The sequence below is a fragment of the Nocardia sp. BMG51109 genome (genome assembly GCF_000526215.1).
In the GTDB taxonomy this organism is placed as follows: domain Bacteria; phylum Actinomycetota; class Actinomycetes; order Mycobacteriales; family Mycobacteriaceae; genus Nocardia.
Genome location: NZ_JAFQ01000004.1, coordinates 6,498,210 through 6,518,650, shown reverse-complemented (window position 1 = coordinate 6,518,650; position 20,441 = coordinate 6,498,210). Strand labels below are relative to the sequence as shown.

16 protein-coding genes are annotated in these 20,441 nt (G+C 72.1%); 10 read left to right on the top strand and 6 right to left on the bottom strand.

Translation table 11 applies throughout. The features are described 5' to 3' along the window. Positions 1-122: 122 nt before the first annotated feature. On the bottom strand, positions 123-458 hold the full coding sequence (locus tag D892_RS0130755; protein WP_024804930.1) for a helix-turn-helix transcriptional regulator: 336 nt from the start codon (positions 456-458) through the stop codon (positions 123-125). 220 nt (positions 459-678) lie between these two features. Between D892_RS0130755 and D892_RS0130750 the strand changes: the two genes are divergently transcribed. Together D892_RS0130750 and D892_RS0130745 are read left to right on the top strand one after the other, a co-directional pair. Next, positions 679-3,657, top strand: a complete 2,979-nt coding sequence (locus D892_RS0130750) for a crotonase/enoyl-CoA hydratase family protein (protein WP_036567576.1) — start codon at positions 679-681, stop codon at positions 3,655-3,657. Between the two features lie 32 nt (positions 3,658-3,689). Beyond that, entirely contained in the window at positions 3,690-4,526 is an 837-nt protein-coding gene (locus tag D892_RS0130745) for a patatin-like phospholipase family protein (protein WP_024804928.1), read from the top strand. 22 nt (positions 4,527-4,548) lie between these two features. On the opposite strand, the gene D892_RS0130740 is transcribed toward D892_RS0130745, so the two are convergent. Beyond that, positions 4,549-5,157: a Pr6Pr family membrane protein gene (locus D892_RS0130740; RefSeq protein WP_024804927.1), complete on the bottom strand. Its 609-nt coding sequence runs from the start codon at positions 5,155-5,157 to the stop codon at positions 4,549-4,551. A gap of 368 nt (positions 5,158-5,525) precedes the next feature. Further along, entirely contained in the window at positions 5,526-6,032 is a 507-nt protein-coding gene (locus tag D892_RS0130735; protein ID WP_024804926.1) for a DUF6069 family protein, read from the bottom strand. Positions 6,033-6,660: 628 nt separating this feature from the next. On the opposite strand from D892_RS0130735, the gene D892_RS0130730 reads away from it, so the two are divergent. From D892_RS0130730 to D892_RS0130705, 6 genes are all read left to right on the top strand, one after another. Further along, positions 6,661-7,926 carry an MFS transporter gene (locus D892_RS0130730; RefSeq protein WP_024804925.1) on the top strand — a complete coding sequence of 422 codons (1,266 nt, stop codon included), beginning with the start codon at positions 6,661-6,663 and terminating at the stop codon, positions 7,924-7,926. 98 nt (positions 7,927-8,024) lie between these two features. Beyond that, complete coding sequence (locus D892_RS0130725) at positions 8,025-9,398, top strand: MFS transporter (protein ID WP_024804924.1); 1,374 nt, start codon at positions 8,025-8,027, stop codon at positions 9,396-9,398. A 101-nt stretch (positions 9,399-9,499) separates the two neighbouring features. Beyond that, positions 9,500-10,159, top strand: coding sequence for a response regulator transcription factor (locus D892_RS0130720; protein WP_024804923.1), 660 nt, complete (start codon positions 9,500-9,502; stop codon positions 10,157-10,159). Positions 10,160-10,163: 4 nt separating this feature from the next. Then, positions 10,164-11,663 (top strand): HAMP domain-containing sensor histidine kinase, encoded by a 1,500-nt coding sequence (locus tag D892_RS0130715; RefSeq protein ID WP_024804922.1) that lies wholly within the window; start codon positions 10,164-10,166, stop codon positions 11,661-11,663. After that, positions 11,660-12,556: a TAXI family TRAP transporter solute-binding subunit gene (locus tag D892_RS0130710; RefSeq protein WP_024804921.1), complete on the top strand. Its 897-nt coding sequence runs from the start codon at positions 11,660-11,662 to the stop codon at positions 12,554-12,556. Before D892_RS0130715 ends, D892_RS0130710 begins: the two co-directional genes overlap by 4 nt. A 473-nt stretch (positions 12,557-13,029) precedes the next feature. Beyond that, entirely contained in the window at positions 13,030-14,697 is a 1,668-nt protein-coding gene (locus D892_RS0130705) for a protein kinase (protein WP_024804920.1), read from the top strand. 27 nt (positions 14,698-14,724) lie between these two features. Here the strand turns inward: D892_RS0130705 and D892_RS0130700 are convergent, their stop codons facing one another. The 3 genes from D892_RS0130700 to aztA all read right to left on the bottom strand — a co-directional run bounded on the left by D892_RS0130700 (position 14,725) and on the right by aztA (position 17,463). After that, positions 14,725-15,258, bottom strand: coding sequence for a L,D-transpeptidase (locus D892_RS0130700; protein WP_232236205.1), 534 nt, complete (start codon positions 15,256-15,258; stop codon positions 14,725-14,727). 270 nt (positions 15,259-15,528) lie between these two features. Then, positions 15,529-16,506, bottom strand: a complete 978-nt coding sequence (locus D892_RS0130695) for a magnesium transporter (RefSeq protein ID WP_024804918.1) — start codon at positions 16,504-16,506, stop codon at positions 15,529-15,531. 258 nt (positions 16,507-16,764) lie between these two features. Next, positions 16,765-17,463, bottom strand: coding sequence for a zinc ABC transporter ATP-binding protein AztA (gene aztA, locus D892_RS0130690; RefSeq protein ID WP_024804917.1), 699 nt, complete (start codon positions 17,461-17,463; stop codon positions 16,765-16,767). Between the two features lie 51 nt (positions 17,464-17,514). On the opposite strand from aztA, the gene aztB reads away from it, so the two are divergent. Both aztB and aztC read left to right on the top strand, forming a co-directional pair. Next, complete coding sequence (aztB, locus tag D892_RS0130685; RefSeq protein ID WP_024804916.1) at positions 17,515-19,533, top strand: zinc ABC transporter permease AztB; 2,019 nt, start codon at positions 17,515-17,517, stop codon at positions 19,531-19,533. Continuing rightward, the gene (gene aztC / locus D892_RS0130680) at positions 19,530-20,435 is read left to right on the top strand and encodes a zinc ABC transporter substrate-binding protein AztC (protein ID WP_024804915.1); all 906 of its coding nucleotides are present in this window, start codon (positions 19,530-19,532) and stop codon (positions 20,433-20,435) included. The genes aztB and aztC overlap by 4 nt, the downstream gene beginning before the upstream one ends. Positions 20,436-20,441: the final 6 nt, after the last annotated feature.

The window sequence follows — 20,441 nt, the reverse complement described above, 5'->3', positions numbered from 1 at the left end:
TCGAGTGCGGACCGTTTCCTCGAAGCTCCGGACCGGCGGTTCAGGCCGCGGGTTCAGGCCGCGGCGGCCGCCTTGCCGTAGGTGTCACTCGACTCGGACCTGTCTGTCGCTGGTTCGCTGTGTCACGACTGCTCCTCGGGTTCGGCCGTGTGGGCCCGTCTGTCGACTGCGTCGCGATAGGCCGACATCGCCGTCGACCAGAAGTGGGTGAAGTAGGCGCAGAGCCGGTCGATTCCGGCCGGGTCGAGCCGGTAGATCCGGCGGGTGCCGGCCACTTCGTCGGCCACCAGACCGGCGTGCCTGAGCACCTTCAGGTGCTGTGACACGGCCGGCCGGCTCACCGGCAGTTCTGCCGCCAGATCGCCGACCGCGCACGGACCGCGCCCGAGCCGCTCGAAGATCGCCCGCCGGGTCGGATCCCCGAGAGCCTCGAGCGCTGCGCCTTGGTAAGTGGTCACGAACGGTAAGTTAGTGTTTACATAGCGAGGTGGGCAAGGGTGCACGCCGGCCGTTCGCAGCGTTTTCTCGTGATCCGGCTGCGGTTACCGTGGTGATCGGGTCTTCCGATCCGGGACGGCCGACGGCCCCTCCGCGATGCCCGGGCGGCCGCGAACCCGATTTTGACTCGGCGAGGCAATTGGTCGTTAATGGTCTCAGGCTCGACGAGGAGGTTGAACGGTGTCACCAGTGCCCGGACGCGATCGGATGCACGCGGTACGCAAGCAGATCCGGGCCGGTGGCGCCCTGCTCGGCGCGGTGCGCCGCGACCCCCGCATCGCCCGCGACCTGATCGCGGGCCTCACCCGCCGCGCGGGCGCCGCACCGGCGGCGGCCGGCCCCGCCGCCGAACCGGCCGAGGACCGGCTCGCACCGCCGGGCCTGACCGAGTTCACCAAGACCGCCCACGCCACCCGCGAGATCACCGCCCCGCGCGATGCGGTCGTGGCGTACCTGTCGGACCTCGACCGGCTCGGCGACTGGTTCACCCTGCACAGCGGGTGGCGCGACGGCAATCCGGGCCCGCTGCACGAGGGGCAGACCTTCACCCAGCAGGCCCTGGTCATGGGGCTGCCCGCCGATATCCGGTGGACGGTGGCCGCGGTGGGCCCGACCGGGTTCGAACTGCGCGGCGAGGCCCCGCAGCAGGTGCGGATCGGCTACTGGATCACCGTGTCCGGCAGCGACTCCCGGGCCACCGTGTATTTCGACGCGGGTGTGGCCGGTCCGCCGATCGAGGGACCGCTGGGCGGTTCGGTGGCACGCAGCCTCGGCGACGCGATGCGCGAATCGCTGGCGAAACTGCCCGGCGCGTTCGCGGCCGCGGGCCCGGTGCGGGCGCGACCGACCCGGAAACCGGTGCACCACACCGCCTCCGGCACCGATCTGGACCCGAACACCCCGGTGCTGGTCGGTGTCGGGCAGGTGGTGCAGCGCACGCCCGATCCCGCCTACGCCGATCCGGCCGAACTGGCGGTGCGGGCGCTGCGCCGCGCGGCCGGGGACGCCGGCGCCGGGGAGGCGCTGCTGCGTGGTGCCGACGCGGTATTCGCGGTGGCGTGCACGTCCTGGCAGTACCGGGACCTGGGCGCGGCCGTCGCCGAGCGCCTCGGCACCCCCGGTGTGGACACGGTGCAGTCCAGCCCGTTCGGCGGTGACGGCGGGCAGCTGGTGATCAACGAGGCGGCCGCCGCGATCGCCGCGGGCGACTACGACACCGTGCTGGTGACCGGCGCCGAGGCCGGCGCCACCCAGGCCGCCGCCCAGCGCGCCGGGGTCGAGCTGTCCTGGCCGGAACAGGATCCGGCCGTCGCACCCACCCGCACGGTCGGCGTCGACAAGGCCGCCAACAACACCGCCGAAACCGCGGCCGGCCTGATCGCCCCGATCAACATGTACGCGCTGCTGGAGTCGGCCAACCGGCACCGCCTCGGCCGCACCCCCGCCGCGCACGCCGCCGCGGTCGCCGAGCTGTGGTCACGCCTGTCGGCGATCGCCGAGCACAACGAATACGCCTGGCAGCCACAGCAATTCGGCGCCGACGAGATCGCGGCCGTCACCCCGGACAACCGCATGGTGTCCACGCCTTACACCAAACTCGAATGCGCCAACCTGACCGTCGACATGGCCAGCGGCATCGTCGTCTGCAGTGCGGCGGCCGCGCAGGCGGCGGGTGTTCCGCAGGACAGGTGGGTGTTCATCCACGCCGGCGCCTCCGGCCACGACGAATGGTTCACCAGCGAACGCGCCGACCTGGCGGCCTCGCCGGCGATCCGGGACCTGGGCGCGGCCGTGCTCGGCCACGCCGGGATCGGCATCGACCGGATCGGGCACGCCGATCTCTACGCGTGCTTCCCGGTGGCGGTGCAGATCGCCGCCCGCGAACTCGGGCTGCCGATCGAAGACCCGGCGCGGACGCCATCGGTCACCGGCGGCCTGACCTTCGGCGGCGGGCCCGGCAACAACTACGGCGGGCACGCCGTCGCGTCGCTGGTTCCGAAGCTGCGCGCCGAACCCGAAACCTACGGGCTGGCAACGTCGCTGGGCTGGTATGTGACCAAGCACGCGCTGGGCGTGTACTCCGCGCAGCCGCCGCGCACCGCGTTCCGGCATCTGCGGCCGATCATCGACAATCCGCCCGCCCGGCCGGCCCGCGGCAGCCACGACGGTCCCGCCGTGCTCGAGGCCTACACCGTCCCGTTCACCCGCGACGGCGAGCCCGAGGCCGCGGTGGTCAGCCTGATCGCCCCGGGCGGTGCGCGAATCCTGCTGCGCAGCAAACAATCCGACCTGATCGAGGAGATGCTCGACGGCGATCCGCTCGGGCTGCCGGTGACAGTGACCGGCGGCGAGATCCGGATCGAGGGCCGCGACCGGACCACACTGCCCGCGCCGCCGCCACCGCCGGTACTGGTCGAGCGCCGCGGCCCGGTCACGATCGTCACCGTCAACCGGCCCGAGGTCCGCAACGCGATCAACCTCGCCGCCGCCCTGGGCATCGAACGCGCCCTCGACGCCTTCGACGCCGACCCGGACGCGCAGGTCGCGATCCTCACCGGCGCGGGCGGATACTTCAGCGCCGGCATGGATCTCGAGGCCGCGGCGCGCGGCGAGCTGCCGATGACCGAGGGCCGCGGCCCGCTCGGCATCGCCGCGAAACCGCCCCGCAAACCGCTGATCGCCGCCGTGGAGGGCCCAGCCCTGGCCGGCGGCTGCGAGCTGGCGCTCGCCGCGGATCTCGTGGTCGCCGCCGCGGATTCGACGTTCGGCATCCCGGAGGTCAAGCGCGGCCTGGTCGCCGTCGGCGGCGGCGTGCTGCGGCTGGCGCAGCGGCTGCCGCGGGCCGTCGCCCTGGAACTGGCGCTGACCGGCGACCCGATCACCGCGGCACGCGCCGCGGAACTGGGCCTGGTCAACGAGGTCGCCGAACCCGGTCACGCGCTGGACGCGGCGCTGGAGCTGGCGCGGCGGATCGCGGTGAACGCCCCGCTGAGCATCGCCGCCGGTAAGCGCATCGTCGACGAGTCCCCGGACTGGCCGGCCGACGAGGCGTTCACCCGGCAGGGCGAGGTCGCGGGCGCGGCCATGTCCTCGCAGGACGCCGCCGAGGGCGTGCTGGCCTTCACGCAGAAACGCGACCCGGTGTGGCGGGGCCGCTGATCCGGCAGGTCCGGTTCGGCTAGGGTGACGGCATGGCTGCCGCGTTGTCGCCCAACGGATTCCGCACCGCACTCGTGCTGGGCGGCGGTGGCCCGGTCGGCATCGCGTGGATGACGGGGCTGGTGATCGGGCTGCGCGAGGCCGGTGTCGATCCGGCGCGGGCGGAGCGGCTGGTGGGCACCTCGGCCGGTGCGGTGGTCGGCGCCGTCCTCGCCGCCGACGGCGACCTGACCCGGCTGCGTGCCCTGCCGCGGTCCGGGGCGTCCGAGGTACCGGTCGATCGGCCGCGCATGTGGGAGATCATGGGCGACCTGATGGCCGGGGGAGCGGATCCGGTGCGGGCGCGGCAGCGGGTCGGCGAGCTGGCGCTGGCGGCGCGGGCCGGTGATCCGGCCGATCACGTCGCGCGCATCGCGGCGCTGGTGGGCGTGCCGCACTGGCCGCACCGCGATCTCGTGGTCACCTCGGTGGACGCCGTCTCCGGACAGTTGCGGGCGTGGACGCGCGCCGATGCGGCATCGCTGCCGCAGGCGTTGGCCGCCAGCACCTCGGTGCCGGGGGTGTTCCCGCCCATCCCGATCGACGGGCGCCACTACATCGACGGCGGCGTCCGCTCGCCGGTGAATGCCGACCTCGCCGCGGGAGCCGAGGTCGTGGTCGTCGTCGAGCCGCTGGCGCACCTGTTTCCCCGCCGCGACGGCGGTTCGGGTTCGGCGACAAGGATTTCCGTCGTCCCGGACGCGGAGGCGATCGCCGCGTTCGGCGCCGACGTCTTCGATGCCGCGGCCCTCGCACCGGCCTACGAGGCGGGCGTGCGCCAGGCCGCCGGGGCCGCGCGGCGACTGCGTGAGGTCTGGCCCGCCGGCTGAGTGGCGCCGTCCCGGACGCCGGTCAGCCGGCCGCGCGCCGCGGCCCGATCCGCCGCCGCAGCCGGGTGCCGAGCCGGTCGGCGCCGACGACGATCAGCGCGAGTACGACGAATTCGATTGTCAGCACGATGATCTCGCCGAACACGGCACCGTAGCCGCGGGCCGCCGGGTCGAGGAACGGGTACGGGTAGCGGTCGGGGAAATCCGGGAACAGCGCGCCGCGCACCAGCACGAGGGCGGCGTAGCCGAGCGGAAAGCACAGCCACACCGGGACGTCGCGCCAGCGCGAGGCGTTGCGCGGCGACAGCGTCAGCCACTCCACCAGGACCAGGGCAGGCGTGACGTAGTGCAGGAAGAAGTCCGACCAGTTACCGAGGCGACCGGGGCCCGACACCAGCCCGGGCAGGGGGTTCGCGCCGTGCTCGAGGACGAAGTGCGCGATCAGGCCGGTGATGGTGGTGTACAGGACGACGGCGCCGCGCAGCCGGGGTGCCGGGGCATCGGCGGTGTGGCGGCGCAGCATCCAGTAGACCGCGCCGAGGTGGTAGCCGAGCGCGATCACGGTGCTGTCGACGGTGAAGTAGACCAGCGAACTCGGGCCGGTCGCCAGGCCCAGTGCCGCCGACAGCACGATCAGGCCGCGACACCACAGAGCAACGCGTGTCCCCGTAACCGCACGACGGTCCGGCCCGGACGCCGCCCGGCGGCTCGGCGCCGACGTCTCGGCGGCAGGCTCGCGACCAGCCCGTACGACATCGGATTCCACCGATCGATCACCCGTTCCCGCGGCGGACGGCCCTGTGGGACGACAGGGTCCCGGCACACTTCCGGCGGGAGCCCGTAGTCGACGCGGTCCATCGTGCCGCATCTCGTCCGCCCCGGCGAATCGGCGCGCCTCGCCGCGCGGCAACCGCGCGCCGCGATCCCGGCGCTCGAGCGTCGAGGCAACCGCTGAACAGGAGTGTTGTCAGCCGCGCGCGGCAGCCGCAGCGACCCGATTCAGCGCGCGGGATCCTGGATGGATGCCCGTGCGGCCGAGCCGAGGACGGTCAGCAGCGCGAATCCGGCGACGGCATTGATGACGGCGGTGGCGACCTGGGCGCTGCGATCGGCGGTCAGGGTGAACGGCAGCAGCACCGCCACGGCCGTGCACAGCACGATGATCCACTGGAACAGCGTCAGCGGGTTCGGCATGAACAGCATCAGCAGCATCAGCAGGGCAGTGGCCAGTAGCGCGACCACCGCACCGCCGATCGCGTAGCTGGTGGTGCCGATGTTGCCGTAGGTGCCGTCACCGGCCGGGGCCAGGATGGCGTAGCCGAGCACGCCGCGCACCAGCAGCACCCCGACGATGATCACCAGCGCCACCACGATCGCGGCGCCGACCCCGCCGGCCCACAATCTGCCGAAGTTGACGTGCCGCCCGCTCGGGGAGGGCTGCCCGTACCGCGGATCGGGCTGCTGCGAGTACGGGTAGTCGCGACCAGGCTGGTTGTAGTCGCTCATAGCTCGACGGTACTCCGGGACCGGGGCGCAGGGCACGGAAACACGCCAGGCTCGCGAAAGCCGCGAGACGGTCACCTGCGGTGCGCGATCGTGCCGGGCGCCCGAGCCGCAACGGCCGGTCGGTCAGGGTCCTCGACATTGTTCCGCGCGCCGCCGACCCGCCGCCCGGATTGCCGTGCGGCGGCGGGAGGGCGGGCGGGCCCGGCTTCCGGGTGCGCTGCGGCGAAACCGGTCGCCGCGAATTTCCCACGGCGACTCGGCAATTCGGCCGCGCCGGTGCACTCCAACCGGTATTGCGCTGGTAGCGGCCACGAACCGGAGGAAGAACCCGCCCCCTGGCCGGCCTCGGGCCGAATCCGGCAAACCACGGAAGCCCCACCAGCCCCATCCGTTACACTGTGACTACCATCACACCTTTGATATCGATGCACGTCATGCCGTCCGCCGCAACCAGTTATGCACATACCGACTTGTTTGTGCGAGCGCGTGATCGGGTAAACCCGGGCTTCGTGCCCGATGTGTCGACCCGGCCAACGCGCACGCAACAAACCATGAACACGGGAGAGGAGCGCGCGTGACCAGCGCCGACTCGCAACCACAGCAACGACGATCGGTGGCCGCGGCCGCGATGGGCAATGCCACCGAGTGGTACGACTACGGTGCCTACGCCGCCACCACCACCTACCTCACCGACGCGTTCTTCCCCGGCACCCTCGGCACCCTCGGCACTCTGCTCGGCTTCGCGGTCTCCTTCGTGCTGCGCCCGCTCGGCGGCATGGTGTGGGGCCCGCTCGGTGACAAGATCGGCCGAAAGGCCGTGCTGGCCATCACGATTCTCCTGATGGCCGCCGCCACCGGCCTCATCGGCCTGCTACCCAGCCATGCCACCATCGGCGTGGCCGCGCCGATCCTGCTGATCCTGCTGCGCGTCGTGCAGGGCTTCTCCACGGGCGGCGAATACGGCGGCGCCGCAACCTATCTCGCCGAATCGGTGGAGGACAAGCGCCGCGGATTCCTCGGCAGCTTCCTCGAGTTCGGCACCCTGATCGGCTTCTCCGGCGGCTCCGCGGTCGTGCTGCTGATGCAGGTCCTGACCAACGACGACCAGATGGCCTCGTGGGGCTGGCGCATCCCGTTCCTGCTGGCCGTGCCGCTGGGCCTGATCGGCTGGTATCTGCGCAACCGGCTCGACGAGTCCCCGGTGTTCACCGAGGTCGCCGAGCAGCAGCATCCCCGCACCGGCCTGATGGAGCTGATGCGTACCTACAAGCGCGAGCTGCTGACCATGGCGGGCCTGGTCGTCGCGTTGAACGTCGTCAACTACACGCTGCTGTCGTATATGCCCACCTATCTCGACACCACCATCCACATGGAGGAATCGCAGACCACGGCGATGGTGCTGATCGGGCAGCTGGTGATGGCGGTGGTGCTGCCGCTGTCCGGCGCCATCTCCGATTTCGCCGGCCGGCGGCCGATGTGGCTGTTCTCGCTGATCGCCATCGCCGTGGCGGCGGTGCCGCTGTACTGGCTGATGGGCCAGGGGCTCGGCTGGGCCATCCTCGGATTCGTCATCCTGGGCCTGCTGTACGTGCCGCAGCTGTCCACCATCTCGGCGACCTTCCCGGCGATCTTCCCCACGCACGTGCGGTACGCGGGATTCGCGCTGGGCTACAACGTGTCCACCGCCCTCTTCGGCGGCACCGCGCCGTTGATCAACGAATGGGTGATCGACCAGACCGGCTGGCATCTGTTCCCGGCCTACTACATGGCGGGTGCCTGTGTGATCGGCCTGGTGGCGTGGGTGTTCCTGCGCGAGACCGCCGGCGCGTCGCTGCGCGGCACCGGAGTGCCCCGGACCGACGAGCTGCCGAAGGTGGCGCCGGCGGCGTCCTAAGCGACTGTTAGAAAACGGCCCGGGCACTGTCGCCAGGCGTGTGACCGCAGCCACAGTGATCTCCGAAGGATGCGACGAAGCGTCGAAAAGGAGATCTTGTGACCACGACACAGCCGGACGGCGGTGTGCCGGGCCGCGGTGGTGAACGCCGAGTCGTCGCCAACGTGCTGCGCGGCTCCATCGGTAACCTCATCGAGTGGTACGACTGGTACGTCTACGCGGCGTTCAGCGTCTACTTCGCCCACACGTTCTTTCCCCAGGGCGATGCCACCGCCCAATTGCTGTCCACCGCCGCGGTATTCGCCGTCGGGTTCCTGATGCGCCCGCTGGGCGGCTGGGCACTGGGCCGCTACGCCGACCGTTTCGGGCGCCGCTCGGCGCTGACCCTGTCGGTCACGGTGATGGCGGCCGGCTCGCTGCTGATCGCGTGCACGCCCGGCTATCAGACCATCGGCGTCGCCGCGCCGGCGCTGCTGCTGATCGCCCGGCTGCTGCAGGGCCTGTCGGTCGGCGGTGAGTACGCCACCAGCGCAACGTATCTGTCCGAGGTGGCCTCCCCGGGGCGGCGCGGCTTCTACTCGAGTTTCCAGTACGTCACCCTGGTCGGCGGGCAGCTGGTCGCCCTCGCCGTGCAGATCGTGCTGCAGCAGTTCCTCACCGACGACCAGCTCGACAGCTGGGGGTGGCGGATCCCGTTCGTCATCGGCGCCGCCGGCGCGATCATCGTCATGCTGCTGCGGCGCGGCATGGACGAATCGGCCGCCTTCCACGCCGAGAACGCACGGCCGTCCGGATCGGACGGGGCACCGGCCGGCCAGTCCGGTCAGGGGTCGCTGCGCGTCCTGCTGCGGTATCCGCGGGAGTGCCTGACCGTGGTCGGACTGACCCTCGGCGGCACGATCGCGTTCTACACCTACACCACCTACATGCAGAAATACATGATCAACACCTCGGGCATCGAGAAGTCCACGGTGGCCTGGGTGAACTTCTGCGCGCTGGTGGCTTTCGTGGTGCTGCAACCGCTGGCCGGGGCACTGTCCGACCGGATCGGACGCCGGCCGCTGCTGATGTTCTTCGGCATCGCCGGCGCACTGTGCACCGTGCCGATCATGACGGTGCTCGGCGGCACCACCAATCCGGTGACCGCCTGGGCGCTGATGATGACCGCGCTGATCATCGTGTCCGGCTACACCTCCATCAACGCCATCGTGAAGGCCGAGCTGTTCCCGACGAGGATCCGGGCGCTGGGTGTCGGGCTGCCGTACGCGTTGACGGTGTCGATCTTCGGCGGCACCGCCGAATCGCTCGCGCTGTGGCTGAAGAAGGCCGGCCACGAGTCGGTGTTCTTCTGGTACGTGTCGGCGACCATCCTGATCTCGCTGGCCACCTACTGGTTCATGCGGGAGACCTCGGCCGATTCGGCCATCGACGCGGAGGCCGCACCGGAAACCCCGGCGGCCGTGCGACATTGACGTAGCGCCACGGGGCACGCGCTGCTCGCGACCGTTCCCGGCGGCCGAGCGGCGTGCGCCCCCGTGGCGCGGCCGGGAACGGATTACTGGAGAATCGCAGCGTGCGTGTGGCAGTGGTCGAGGACGACGACGGCGTCGGTGACGCGTTGGTGGAGGCCCTGTCCGCGCGCGGCCACGAGGCGCTGCGTATGCGTCGCGGCGCCGATCTGCTCGTCCGCCACCACGGTGTCGAGGTGGTCATCCTCGACCTCGGCCTGCCCGACGCCGACGGGCTGCAGGTGCTGCGGCAACTGCGGGAGGTCAGTGCCGTCCCGGTGGTCGTGCTCACCGCCCGCAGCGACGAACGGTCGGTGGTGCGCGGCCTGCGCGGCGGCGCCGACGACTACATGGTGAAGCCGCCGCGCATCGCCGAACTGCTCGCCCGCCTGGAGAACGTCACCCGCCGTGCGGCCGCCGCGTCCGGGCCACCGGCCGAGGTCGTCACGACCGGTGACGTGCGGGTGGATCTGGCCGCCCACCGCGTCGAGGTCGCCGGGCATCCGATCGCGTTGACCGCCAAGGAGTTCGAGCTCGTGCGGGCGCTGGTGGAACGCCCGGGTGCCGCAGTCAGCCGCCAGCAGCTGATGGACCGCATCTGGGGCGACGCGTTCGTCGCGGTGTCGCGCAGCCTGGACGTGCACATGACCGGCCTGCGCCAGAAGCTCGACCGGCCCGGGTTGATCACCACCATCCGCGGCTACGGCTACCGATGGGGCGAGTGACGGCGTGCGGCGGCGCCTGCTCACGGTCCTGACCGTGTTCGCCACTCTCGCGGTCGTCGCGTTCGCCGTCCCGCTGTGCCTGACCGCGGCCACCAGCCGCACCCAGCAGCTGATGCTGGGCCGCAGCGGCGACGCCGACTGGTTCGCCGGCCTCGCCGGCGCCGCGGCCGCCACGGGCGACACCCGCGCGCTGACCATGGAGGCCGCCCGCTACCACGAGGTCTACGCCGAGAACGTGCTGGTCGTCGACGCCCGCGGCGCGACCGTCGCCAACGCCGGCGTGGATGCCCGCAGCCCGGAGGTCGTGTCCGCCGTCGCCGCCGCCCGCCGCAACCAGCGCGCGGCCCCGGTCCGGCAGCTGATGCCGTGGTCGCCGGCCACGGTCCTGATCGCGCGGCCCGTCGGCACCGGTGTGCAGGTCAACGGCGCCGTCCTCATTCAGGCCTCCACCGTCCGCGCCCGCGCCGATATCGCCCGCATCTGGGGTATCGCCGCGGGCGGCGCCCTGGCCGCCCTGGTGGCGTGCACCGCGCTGGCGCTGGTGTTGTCGCGCTGGGTGCTGCGCCCGCTGGCGGAACTGTCGACCGCCGTCGCCCGGCTGACGGCCCGCCTGCCCAAGCCGCGCACCGAGGCCGTCGAGGACGCCACCATGACCCACCGGCACGGCGGCCCGCCGGAGATCCGCGCGGTCGCCGAATCGTTCGACGCCATGGCCCTCACGGTCGTCGATTCCACCGAGGCGCAACGCCAGCTGGTCGCGGATACGGCGCATGCCATGCGGAACCCGTTGGCCGCGTTGACGATCCGGCTGGATTCCCTGGAACCGGTGATTCCCGGGCACGCCGCCGCCACCTTCCGCGGCGCCACGGGCGAGCTGGAACGGCTCACCGGGCTGCTCGACAGCCTGCTCACGCTCGCCGTCGCCGAGGGCACCACCGATTTCGATCCCGCCGGCGACGACACCGAGATCGCCTGCGACGCCGTCCAGGTGGCCCGGGACCGGGTCGACGCCTGGCGCAGCGCCTTCGACCATGCCGGGCTGACGCTCACCACCGAGCCGCTCGCGCCGCATCCGGAGGCTGCCGTCGACGCCGACACGCTGGCCCGGATTCTCGATGTGGCACTGAGCAATTCGTGCCGCTACGCCGGAGCCGGGGCGCACACCCGGCTGATCGTCGCGGCCTCGGGCCCGCCCTCCGGCTCGGCCGATTCCGCGGGCACCTCCGGCTCCGCCGATTCCAGGGGCACGACCGGCTGGGCCGATTCCAGGGGCACCGTCACTGTCACGGTCACCGACGACGGGGCGGGGGTGGGCGCCGGCGAACTCGACCGGCTCACGACGAGGTTCTATCGCGGCTCATCGGCCTCGGCGACCGGTTCGGGCCTCGGCCTGCCGATCGCGGCCGCGCTGGCGAACTCGCGCCACGGCACGCTCACCGTCGAGGCGGTCGTCCCGCACGGACTGTCGGTGGTCGTCCGGTTGCCCGCGGCGGTGCGGCGATGAACCGGCGCGAATTCCTCTGCGCCGCAGCCGCCGTGGCGGCGGCCGGTGGGTGCGCGACCGGCGCGCCGCCGACGGTGCGGGTGGCCGCCGGCGAGGTGGGCGGCTTCTATCACGAGTTCACCGATCTGCTGGCCGCCGCCGATCCCGGCGCCGTGCACGTCCGACCGGTCACCACCACCGGATCGCAGGCCAATCTGGGGCTGCTCGAACGCGGTGAGGCCGATGCGGCCATGGCCCTCGCCGATTCCGTCGATGCCGGCGGGGGCGGGCTGGTCGCGCTGGGGCGGGTGTACGAGAACTACGTGCAGCTCGTGGTCGCCGCCGAGAGCCCGGTCCGCGCGGTGGCCGATCTGCGCGGGGCCCGCATCAGCCTGGGCGCATCGGGGTCCGGTGCGGCGCTGACCGGCGAACGGCTGTTGCGGGCGGCCGGATTGGATCCCGGCGGTGACGTCGCCGTCACCCATCTGGCGTTGCGGGAGGCGGTGTCGGCCCTGATCGGCGGCGGTGTCGACGCGCTGCTGTGGGCGGGCGGCGTGCCGACCGGAGTCCTCGATGTGCCGGGCACACTGCGCCTGGTCGATCTCGGCGATCTCGCCCGGCCGCTGCGGGACCGGTTCGGCTATCTCTACGATCTCGTCGTCGTTCCCGCCGACGCCTATCCCGGTACCCCCGCCGTCCGCACGATCGGCGTCGCCAACCTGCTCGTCACCACGCGGTCGCTGCCGGACGCCACCGCGGCGGCGGTCACCGAACTGCTCATCGGCCGCGCCGAGCGGCTGGTTCCCGACGAGGCCGCCGGCACCCAGTTCCTGGATGTGCGGTCGCTGATCGGGACCGCCGGTGTGCCCCTGCATCCGGGCGCGGTCGCGGTGTATCGCCGGCATCACGGCTGAGCGCGCCGACAGCCCCATCCGGCCGATCCGGTGGCAGGCGGGCCGGGGCCGAGCCGGTGCAGCGCGCACGTCCGGGCGCTCATCTTCGCCGTATCCGGCGGACTGCCCGATACGGCATCGGACCCGAGCGGCCCGCAGGCGCCGGCGGGGCCGCTCACCTTCGGATTGTGGTGGTCGGATCACAGATGGCGCTCGGGACCACGATCCGGGCGGGCGACGTGGTTCGCCGTGCGGGTTTCCGGCGTTCCGGGCATCCGGGAGACGCCGCAACCTCCCGGGTTCGAGACTCGTACGGCGCCAACATATTCCGAGAAGCGGAGCGGCGGCCGGAACGGCACGGTGACGATCGACGGCCGGTGCGGGACAGGCAATGCCGGAGCGGTCCCGAGTTGCCTACAGCCGATGCGCTCGTGTGAGATCATGACACGCCGACCACATCGGCGCCGCGGGACCGGGGAAGGACACCTACACAGATGCGACCGTTGGGATCCGACGATCCGGCAGCTCTCGGCCCGTACCGATTGCTCGGTGTGCTCGGTTCTGGCGGTATGGGCCGGGTCTACCTCGGGCGCACCGGCGGTGGCCGCACCGTCGCCGTCAAGATGGTGCACGCGAACCTGGCCGATGACACCGAGTTCCGCACCCGGTTCCGGCGCGAGGTCGCCGCGGCGCGCCGGGTGGCCGGGCCGTACACGGTGCCCGTTCTCGATGCCGACCTCGACGCCCGACGGCCTTGGCTGGCCACCGGTTTCGTATCCGGGATGTCGCTGACCGATGCGGTCGAGGCGCACGGGCCGCTGCCCGAGCAGTCGCTGTATCGCCTTGCCGCCGGCCTGTCCCGCGCACTGGCCGACGTGCACACCGCCGGAATGGTGCATCGCGACCTCAAACCGTCGAATGTGCTGCTGTCCGCGAACGGTCCGCGCGTGATCGACTTCGGTATCGCGCGAGCCGCCGACGACACGGTGCTGACCACCACGGGCAAGATCATCGGTTCGCCGGGCTACATGTGTCCGGAGCAGATCACCGGCGAGGTCGCCGTGGGCCCGCCCGGCGACGTGTTCTCCCTGGGCGGTGTGCTCGTCTACGCGGCCACCGGCGCCGGACCGTTCGGTTCCGGTCATTCGGCGTCGATGCTGTGGCTGGTGGTCGAGGGCGAACCGCGCCTGGACGGCGTCCCCGGCGGGCTGCGCGATCTGGCGGCGGCCTGCCTCGCCAAGCAGCCCGAATCCCGGCCCACGCCGACGGAACTCGCCGAGCGCCTGGCCGGATTCGACCCGGCCGGCCCGGGGGGATGGCTGCCGGGCCCGCTGCTCCAGGACATCATCAACCGGACCGAGGAACTGCTCCACCTCGACGCGCCCTCCTCACCCGCACCACCGGCCCCGCCGCCGACGAGCACCACGCTCGCATCCCAGGGATCGTGGCCGGCGCCCGGGCAGACGCCACCGGCCGGGCAGTCGTGGCCGCAACATCCGGCCGCCACGGCGGGACCTGCCCATCCGCCGCCCGGCTCGGCGATGGCGGCTCCTTACCAGGGGGCGCCTCATCAGCACCAGCCGAACGACCCTCCCGCCCGCCGCGGACGCCGCGGGATCGTGCTGGGTGCCGTGGCCGCCGCGCTGGTCGTGGTCGGCGTGGTGAGCGGGATCCTCGCCTACAACAGTGCCTCCGGCAACAAGGGCGGCGGCAGTTCGACCGTGGCCGCGGACACTCCGACCGGCGAACCGGCCACGGACGGAAACGCCGCCACCACCGAAACCGGCAGTGTCACACCGTCGTCGGATGCTGCCGGTTCGTCCGCGACGCTGCCGGCCGACTATGTCGGCACGTGGAAGGGCACCGCCGAGGACATCGCGGCGACCTACGACATCGTGGTCAACCTGCACGACGGCAAGGTCGGTGACGAACTGGGCAGCTCCAGCAACACCGGCCAGCGGTCGAACCAGACGTGCGCACGCGCCGAAACCCTGACCGCGGCCGACACCACGTCGATCACCTTGCGCGCCCGCCTCACGGGCGGGGCGCAGTGCCTGGACGACGGCCAGAGTTCCACGCTGACCCTCCATCAGGACGGAACCGCGACCTACACGATGGAGGGCCCGATCGGTGATATCAGCGGGACCCTGCGGCACCGATAATCCGGCCGGCGCGCACCTGCCGCGACATTATGGTACGAGTTCGAAAATATCGCCCGGGTTCACGTGGTCGTACAGTGCCTTGGCGCCCTCCGGCGTCATTCGGATACAGCCGTGGGATTTTTCCTCGAGGGGCCCGATATGTGTGGCGATATCGCCGTTGAAGAACACCGCCCAACGCATTTCCGCGTCGTGCATGGTACTCCAGTGGTATTCCTTTTTGAATGCCGCGCGGAAGACCCCGGGCGGCGTCTCGTATCCCGGGCGGCCGTGCGAGATCGGGGTGGGCCCGTAGATCACCTTGCCGTCCTCGAGCAGCCACGCCTCGTTGGCGGACAGGCTCATGCACACCTTCGCGCCCTCGGCCGTGCACGGCGCGACGACCGGCGCCGGAGGGATCACCGGCCCCGGAATCAGCGGCCCGACACCGGGAATGTCGGGGCCGCCGGGCCACAGCGGATCCGCCACCGCGGGCGCGGCGAACATCAGTCCGGACGCCGCCACGCCGACACCCATACACAGCGCGGACCGTATGGTCCGATCGACGTAATACCTGCTACTCATAAGCCACCGACCTCTCTGGCCTTGCCCGCCGTCCGGCAGGTGACAGGACCTTTTTCTGGAGCATCAATCAGGTGTTGATCGTAATCCGCTCCGGTCTGGCCGCGATCACAATAAGGTCACATATTCCTCTCCCGCATTCCCGGCTGCGACGGGAATGCGGGTATTCGGGTTTCCTGTATCGAACTCCGGACCTATAATCGCGGTCCGCCCGGCGCACCCGTGCGGATTCGGCGCCGGCCGAAGGTCGATTTCCGCCGCGTGCGCGGGGGCTCAGGTGACGACGAGCGTCGCGACGCCCAGGTACACGAGGATCGACAGCAGATCCTGCACGACGGTGGCCGGCGGCCCGGAGCCGAAGGCCGGATCGATCCGCAGCCTCGACAGCAGCCACGGCAGGCCCATCGCCACGACCGCGGCGACCGAGCAGGCGGCCAGCAACGACAGCGACACGGCCAGCGATACGTCCCAGGTACCCCAGATCGCCAGCGTGAGCGGATAGGACACCGCCGCGATCAGCACGCCGATCAGCAGTCCGGTGATCGACTCGCGGACCACGACCTGCCGAATGCCGACACCGACCGACAGGCCGCGCACGACCAGCGCCTCGGTCTGGGTGCCGACCGCGTCGGCGAGGTGGACGACGCCCGGGATGAAGAACGCGACCAGCACCTGCCGCTCCAGCTCGGCCTGGAAGGCGTCCACGACACCGGCCGCGAGCATCGCCCCGGCGAGCCCCACCAGCAGCCACGGCAGGCGGTGCCACAGGCGGCGCCCGACCGGCTCCACGGTCGCGGTGCGCGCGCCGGAGGTGGATTTCAGGTAGCCGGACAGGCGGGCGACGTCCTCGTCGTGCTCCTGCCGCAGCACCGACAGCAGCCGCTGCGGCGGGATGAGCCCCAGCCACCGGCCCTCCGCGTCGACCACGGCCAGTCCGGGTTCGTTGTGCTGCAACGCCTCCCACGCGGCGGCCTCCTGATCGCGGTGCCCGGCGATGGTCGGCGGGTGGGGGTCCATCACCTCGCCGACCCGCGCCCCGCGCGCGGCGGCCAGCAGGTTCTCGAGGGTGATCAGCCCGGCCAGGCGGCTGCCGTCGCACACCGCGACGACCGCCGCGCTGTCGAACCGGGCACCCCGGATCCGGGCCAGCACGGCGTCGACCGCCTCGGCGGGATTGGCGATCGGGACGTTGCGGGTGGCATGGGCGGCGGCGGTTTCGAAGATCTCGGCGCTGCGGGCGTTGGGCTCCACGCGCGCACGCTATCCCGGCGAATCCGGACACGCCAGAGCGGGAACTCGCGAGCGGCGCGCCGCGTGATCGACGGCGCCCCACCGTCTCTCGGGCCACCGGATCCACCGCGGCGGCACGAGCGACGGGGATCACGTCGCAGCCCGGATCCGCCGCCCGTGCCACTCTCCGGATGCCTCCGCCACCACCGGTTCCGGGCGCGGGCACGCATCCTGTCCGTGATCGGCGGCAAGGGGCAGATGTTCGGCTCCCGAACCCGATCAGGATGCGGTGGGCACCGAGAATTCCGCGCCGAGGACGGTCCCGGGTGCGCCGGTGGCGATCAGCCGACCGTCGCGCAGGAGCAGGCAGTGGTCCGCGCGCAGCGCCTCGGCGTGATCATGGGTGGCCTGCACCACGGTCACCCCGTCCTCGGCGAGTTCCCGCAGGATCCGCGAGATCTGCTGCCGCGCTTCGGCATCCAGTCCCGTGGTGGGTTCGTCGAGCAGCAGCAGCCCGGACTGCTGGGCCAGCGCCTGGGCCAGCAGCGCCCGCTGCCGCTGCCCCCCGGACAGTGTGGTGAGCCGTCGGCGGGCCAGCTCGGCGATTCCCATGCGGTCCAGGCATTCCCGCACGATCCGGTGGTCGGCGCGGGTCAGCCGGCGCCAGGGCCCGCGATGGGGCCAGCGCCCCATGGCGACGGTGTCGCGCACGGTGATCGGCAGCGTCGCGGGGACGGCGCTGTGCTGCACGACCAGGGCGGGCCGGCGGTCGCTCGCCCGTTCGATCGCGCCGCCGGTGGGTGCCAGGACGCCCGCGATCGCGCTCAGCAGAGTGGATTTCCCGGAGCCGTTGGGCCCGAGGATTGCGGTCACCCGGGCGGCGGGGACATCGGTGGTGATCTCGTGCAACACGGTGTGCGAGCGGTAGCCCGCCGCGAGCGAGTCGATCCGAACGGCCGGGGTGTTCTGTCCGTGCACTACATCACCTAACTTGTATTGAAAATCATTTCCACTATAAGGTGTCGCCCCATGGATGTCCTGTTTGCCCCCTTCGAGGTTTCGTTCGTCCAGCGGGCACTGTGGGGCGGGCTCCTGGTGTCCTGCGTATGCGCGCTCGCCGGAACGTGGGTCGTGGTGCGCGGCATGGCCTTTCTCGGCGACGCCATGGCGCACGGCATGCTCCCCGGCGTCGCCGTCGCCTCGCTGCTCGGCGGCAACCTGCTGGTGGGCGCCGCCTGCAGCGCGGCGGTGATGGCGCTGGGAGTGACCGCGCTGCAACGCAATCCGCGCTTCACCGCCGACACCGGCATCGGGCTGGTGTTCGTCGGCATGCTGGCGGCCGGCGTGATCATCGTGTCCCGGTCGCAATCGTTCGCCGTCGACGTGACCGGATTCCTGTTCGGCGACGTCCTGGCCATCCGCGACCGCGACCTCGGCTGTCTCGGGGCGGCGCTGGCGGTCGCCGCGGTGGTCACGGTGCTCGGGCACCGCGCATTCGTGGCCCTGGCCTTCGATCCGCGCAAGGCACACACCCTCGGGCTGCGGCCGCGGTGGGCGCAGGCCGCGCTGCTGGGCCTGCTGACCCTCGCCATCGTCGCGTCCTTCCACGTGGCCGGCACGCTGCTGGTGTTCGGGCTGCTCATCGCCCCGCCCGCCGCGGCGATCCACTGGGCCGACCGCATTCCGGTGATCATGCTGCTCGCGGCGCTGTTCGGCAGCTTCGCCACCGTCACCGGCCTGTTCGTGTCCTGGCACGCCGGCACCGCCGCGGGCGCCACCATCGTCGCGGTCGCGGTGGCCACGTTCTTCGCCTCGGTCGCGGCGGCGTGGCTGCGTGACCGCCTGCGCTCGTCGGGTTCCGGCAAGCGGGCCGCGGCGCTCGCGGCGGCGGCGCTCGCCGTCCTGCCGGTGGCCGGATGCGGTTCCGGCGGAGGCGAATCCGCGCCCGTCACCGAGACACCGCACGGCTACGTCGAGGGAGCCGAGGAGACCGACGCGCCGCAGACCCGGGTAGTCGTCGCCGACGCCGCCGGAGCGGTCCGCGTCGTCGACACGATCGAGAACACCGTCACCCCGGCCGGGCAGCATCCGGGCGCCACCGCGATCCGCGGCGACGACCGGTTCGCCTACCTCGCCGCGGGCGGGGCGGTGCGGATCGTCGACGGCGGCGCGTGGACGGTCGACCACGGCGACCACATGCACTACTACAAGGCCGCGATCCGCGAGGTCGGCACACTGCGCGGCGCACCGGGCGGTGGCGCACCGGCCGCGGTGCACAGCGATGTCGCGCTCACCGCGGTGGCCACCGCGTCCGGCACCGTCCTGCTGGACCGGCCCGCCCTCGACGACGGCCACATCACCGAGCGCGGCGTCCTCGACGGTGCCATCGCGATCCCCTACGAGGAACACCTCGCCGTACTGACCAGGGATACGGGACGGCTCGAGATCCGCGGCCGCGACGGCGCGACCGTGGCGCCCCTGGCCGAGACCTGCCCGTCGCCCCGCGGATCCGCGGTCACCCGCCGCGGCCTGGTCTTCGGCTGCCGCGGCGGCGCCGTCACCGTCACCGAGACCGGCGGCCGGTTCGAGGCCGCGAAAATCCCTTACCCGCAACCGGTTCCGGACGCCGAACGCGCGACGGAGTTCACCCACCGCCCGGGCAGCACCACCCTCGTCGCCCGCGCCGGGGACCGCGGCGTCTGGGTGCTCGACGTCCGGGCGCGCAGCTGGCGGCTGCTCGACACCGGACCGGTCGCGTCGGCCAACACCGCGGGGGAGGGCAGCACCCTGCTCACCCTGACCCGCGACGGCGTCCTGCACGGCCACGACATCGCCACCGGCGCCCGGACCGCCCAGGTGCCGTTGCTGACCGCACCCGTCCCCGACGGCGCGGCCCCACCGTCGATCGAGATCGACACCACCCGCGCCTATGTCAACGACGCCGCCGGCCGCGCCGTGCGCGAGATCGACTACCGCGACAACCTGCGCCTGGCGCGCTCGTTCCCGCTCGACATCACCCCGACTCACCTGGTGGAGACCGGCCGATGAGAACCCTGATCCGGCTCTGCGCCGCCCTGCTGCTGCTCGGACTGGCCCCCGCCTGCACCGCCACCCCCGACGACCGGCCCGAAATCGTCGTCACCACCAACATTCTCGGCGACCTGACCCGCGCGATCGTCGGCGACACGGCCGCGGTCACGGTCCTGATGCCACCCGACGCCGACCCGCACCAGTTCGCGATCTCCGCGCAGACCGCCGCCCGCATCGAACGTGCCGACCTGTTCGTCCACAACGGGCTCGGCCTCGAGGAAGGCATCCGGCGGCACGTCGACGCCGCCGGCGACGCCGGGGTCACCACGCTCGCCGTCGGCGAACAGGTCGACCCGATCCGCTACCGCGGCACCGACGACGACCGGCCCGACCCGCACTTCTGGACCGACCCCGCCCGGGTGCGCCGCGCGGTCGAGCTGATCGGCGAGCGCGTCGCCGCGATCGGCGGCATCGACGCGAACGCGGTGCGCGCCGGCACCACCCGGTATTCCGCCGAACTGGAACGCCTCGACGGCTGGATGACCGAACGGTTCGGCACCATCCCCGCCGACCGGCGCAAGCTCGTCACCAACCACCACGTATTCGGTTATCTGGCACAGCGTTTCGGGTTCGAGGTGATCGGCACCGTGCTGCCCAGCGGCACCACCCTCGCCTCACCCAGCGCCTCGGATCTGGCCGGGCTGGCCGACACGGTCCGCGCCACGGGCGTTCCCGCCGTGTTCGCCGACTCCTCCCAGCCCGACCGCCTCGCCCGGGTGCTCGCCGACCAGGCCGGAGTGCACGTGCGAATCGTCGCCCTGTACTCGGAATCGCTCACCGAGCCCGGCGGCCCGGCCGCCACCTACCTCGACATGATGCGCGCCAACACCGAGGCCATCGTGCGCGGCCTGACCGCGTGATCCGGC

Coding starts and splice junctions, on each gene's coding strand:
- D892_RS0130745 (WP_024804928.1), top strand. CDS start 3,690: ATGGCTGCCGCGTTGTCGCCCAACGGATTCCGCACCGCACTCGTGCTG.
- D892_RS0130735 (WP_024804926.1), bottom strand. CDS start 6,032: ATGAGCGACTACAACCAGCCTGGTCGCGACTACCCGTACTCGCAGCAG.
- D892_RS0130730 (WP_024804925.1), top strand. CDS start 6,661: ATGGGCAATGCCACCGAGTGGTACGACTACGGTGCCTACGCCGCCACC.
- D892_RS0130710 (WP_024804921.1), top strand. CDS start 11,660: ATGAACCGGCGCGAATTCCTCTGCGCCGCAGCCGCCGTGGCGGCGGCC.
- D892_RS0130705 (WP_024804920.1), top strand. CDS start 13,030: ATGCGACCGTTGGGATCCGACGATCCGGCAGCTCTCGGCCCGTACCGA.
- D892_RS0130700 (WP_232236205.1), bottom strand. CDS start 15,258: ATGAGTAGCAGGTATTACGTCGATCGGACCATACGGTCCGCGCTGTGT.
- aztB (WP_024804916.1), top strand. CDS start 17,515: ATGGATGTCCTGTTTGCCCCCTTCGAGGTTTCGTTCGTCCAGCGGGCA.
- aztC (WP_024804915.1), top strand. CDS start 19,530: ATGAGAACCCTGATCCGGCTCTGCGCCGCCCTGCTGCTGCTCGGACTG.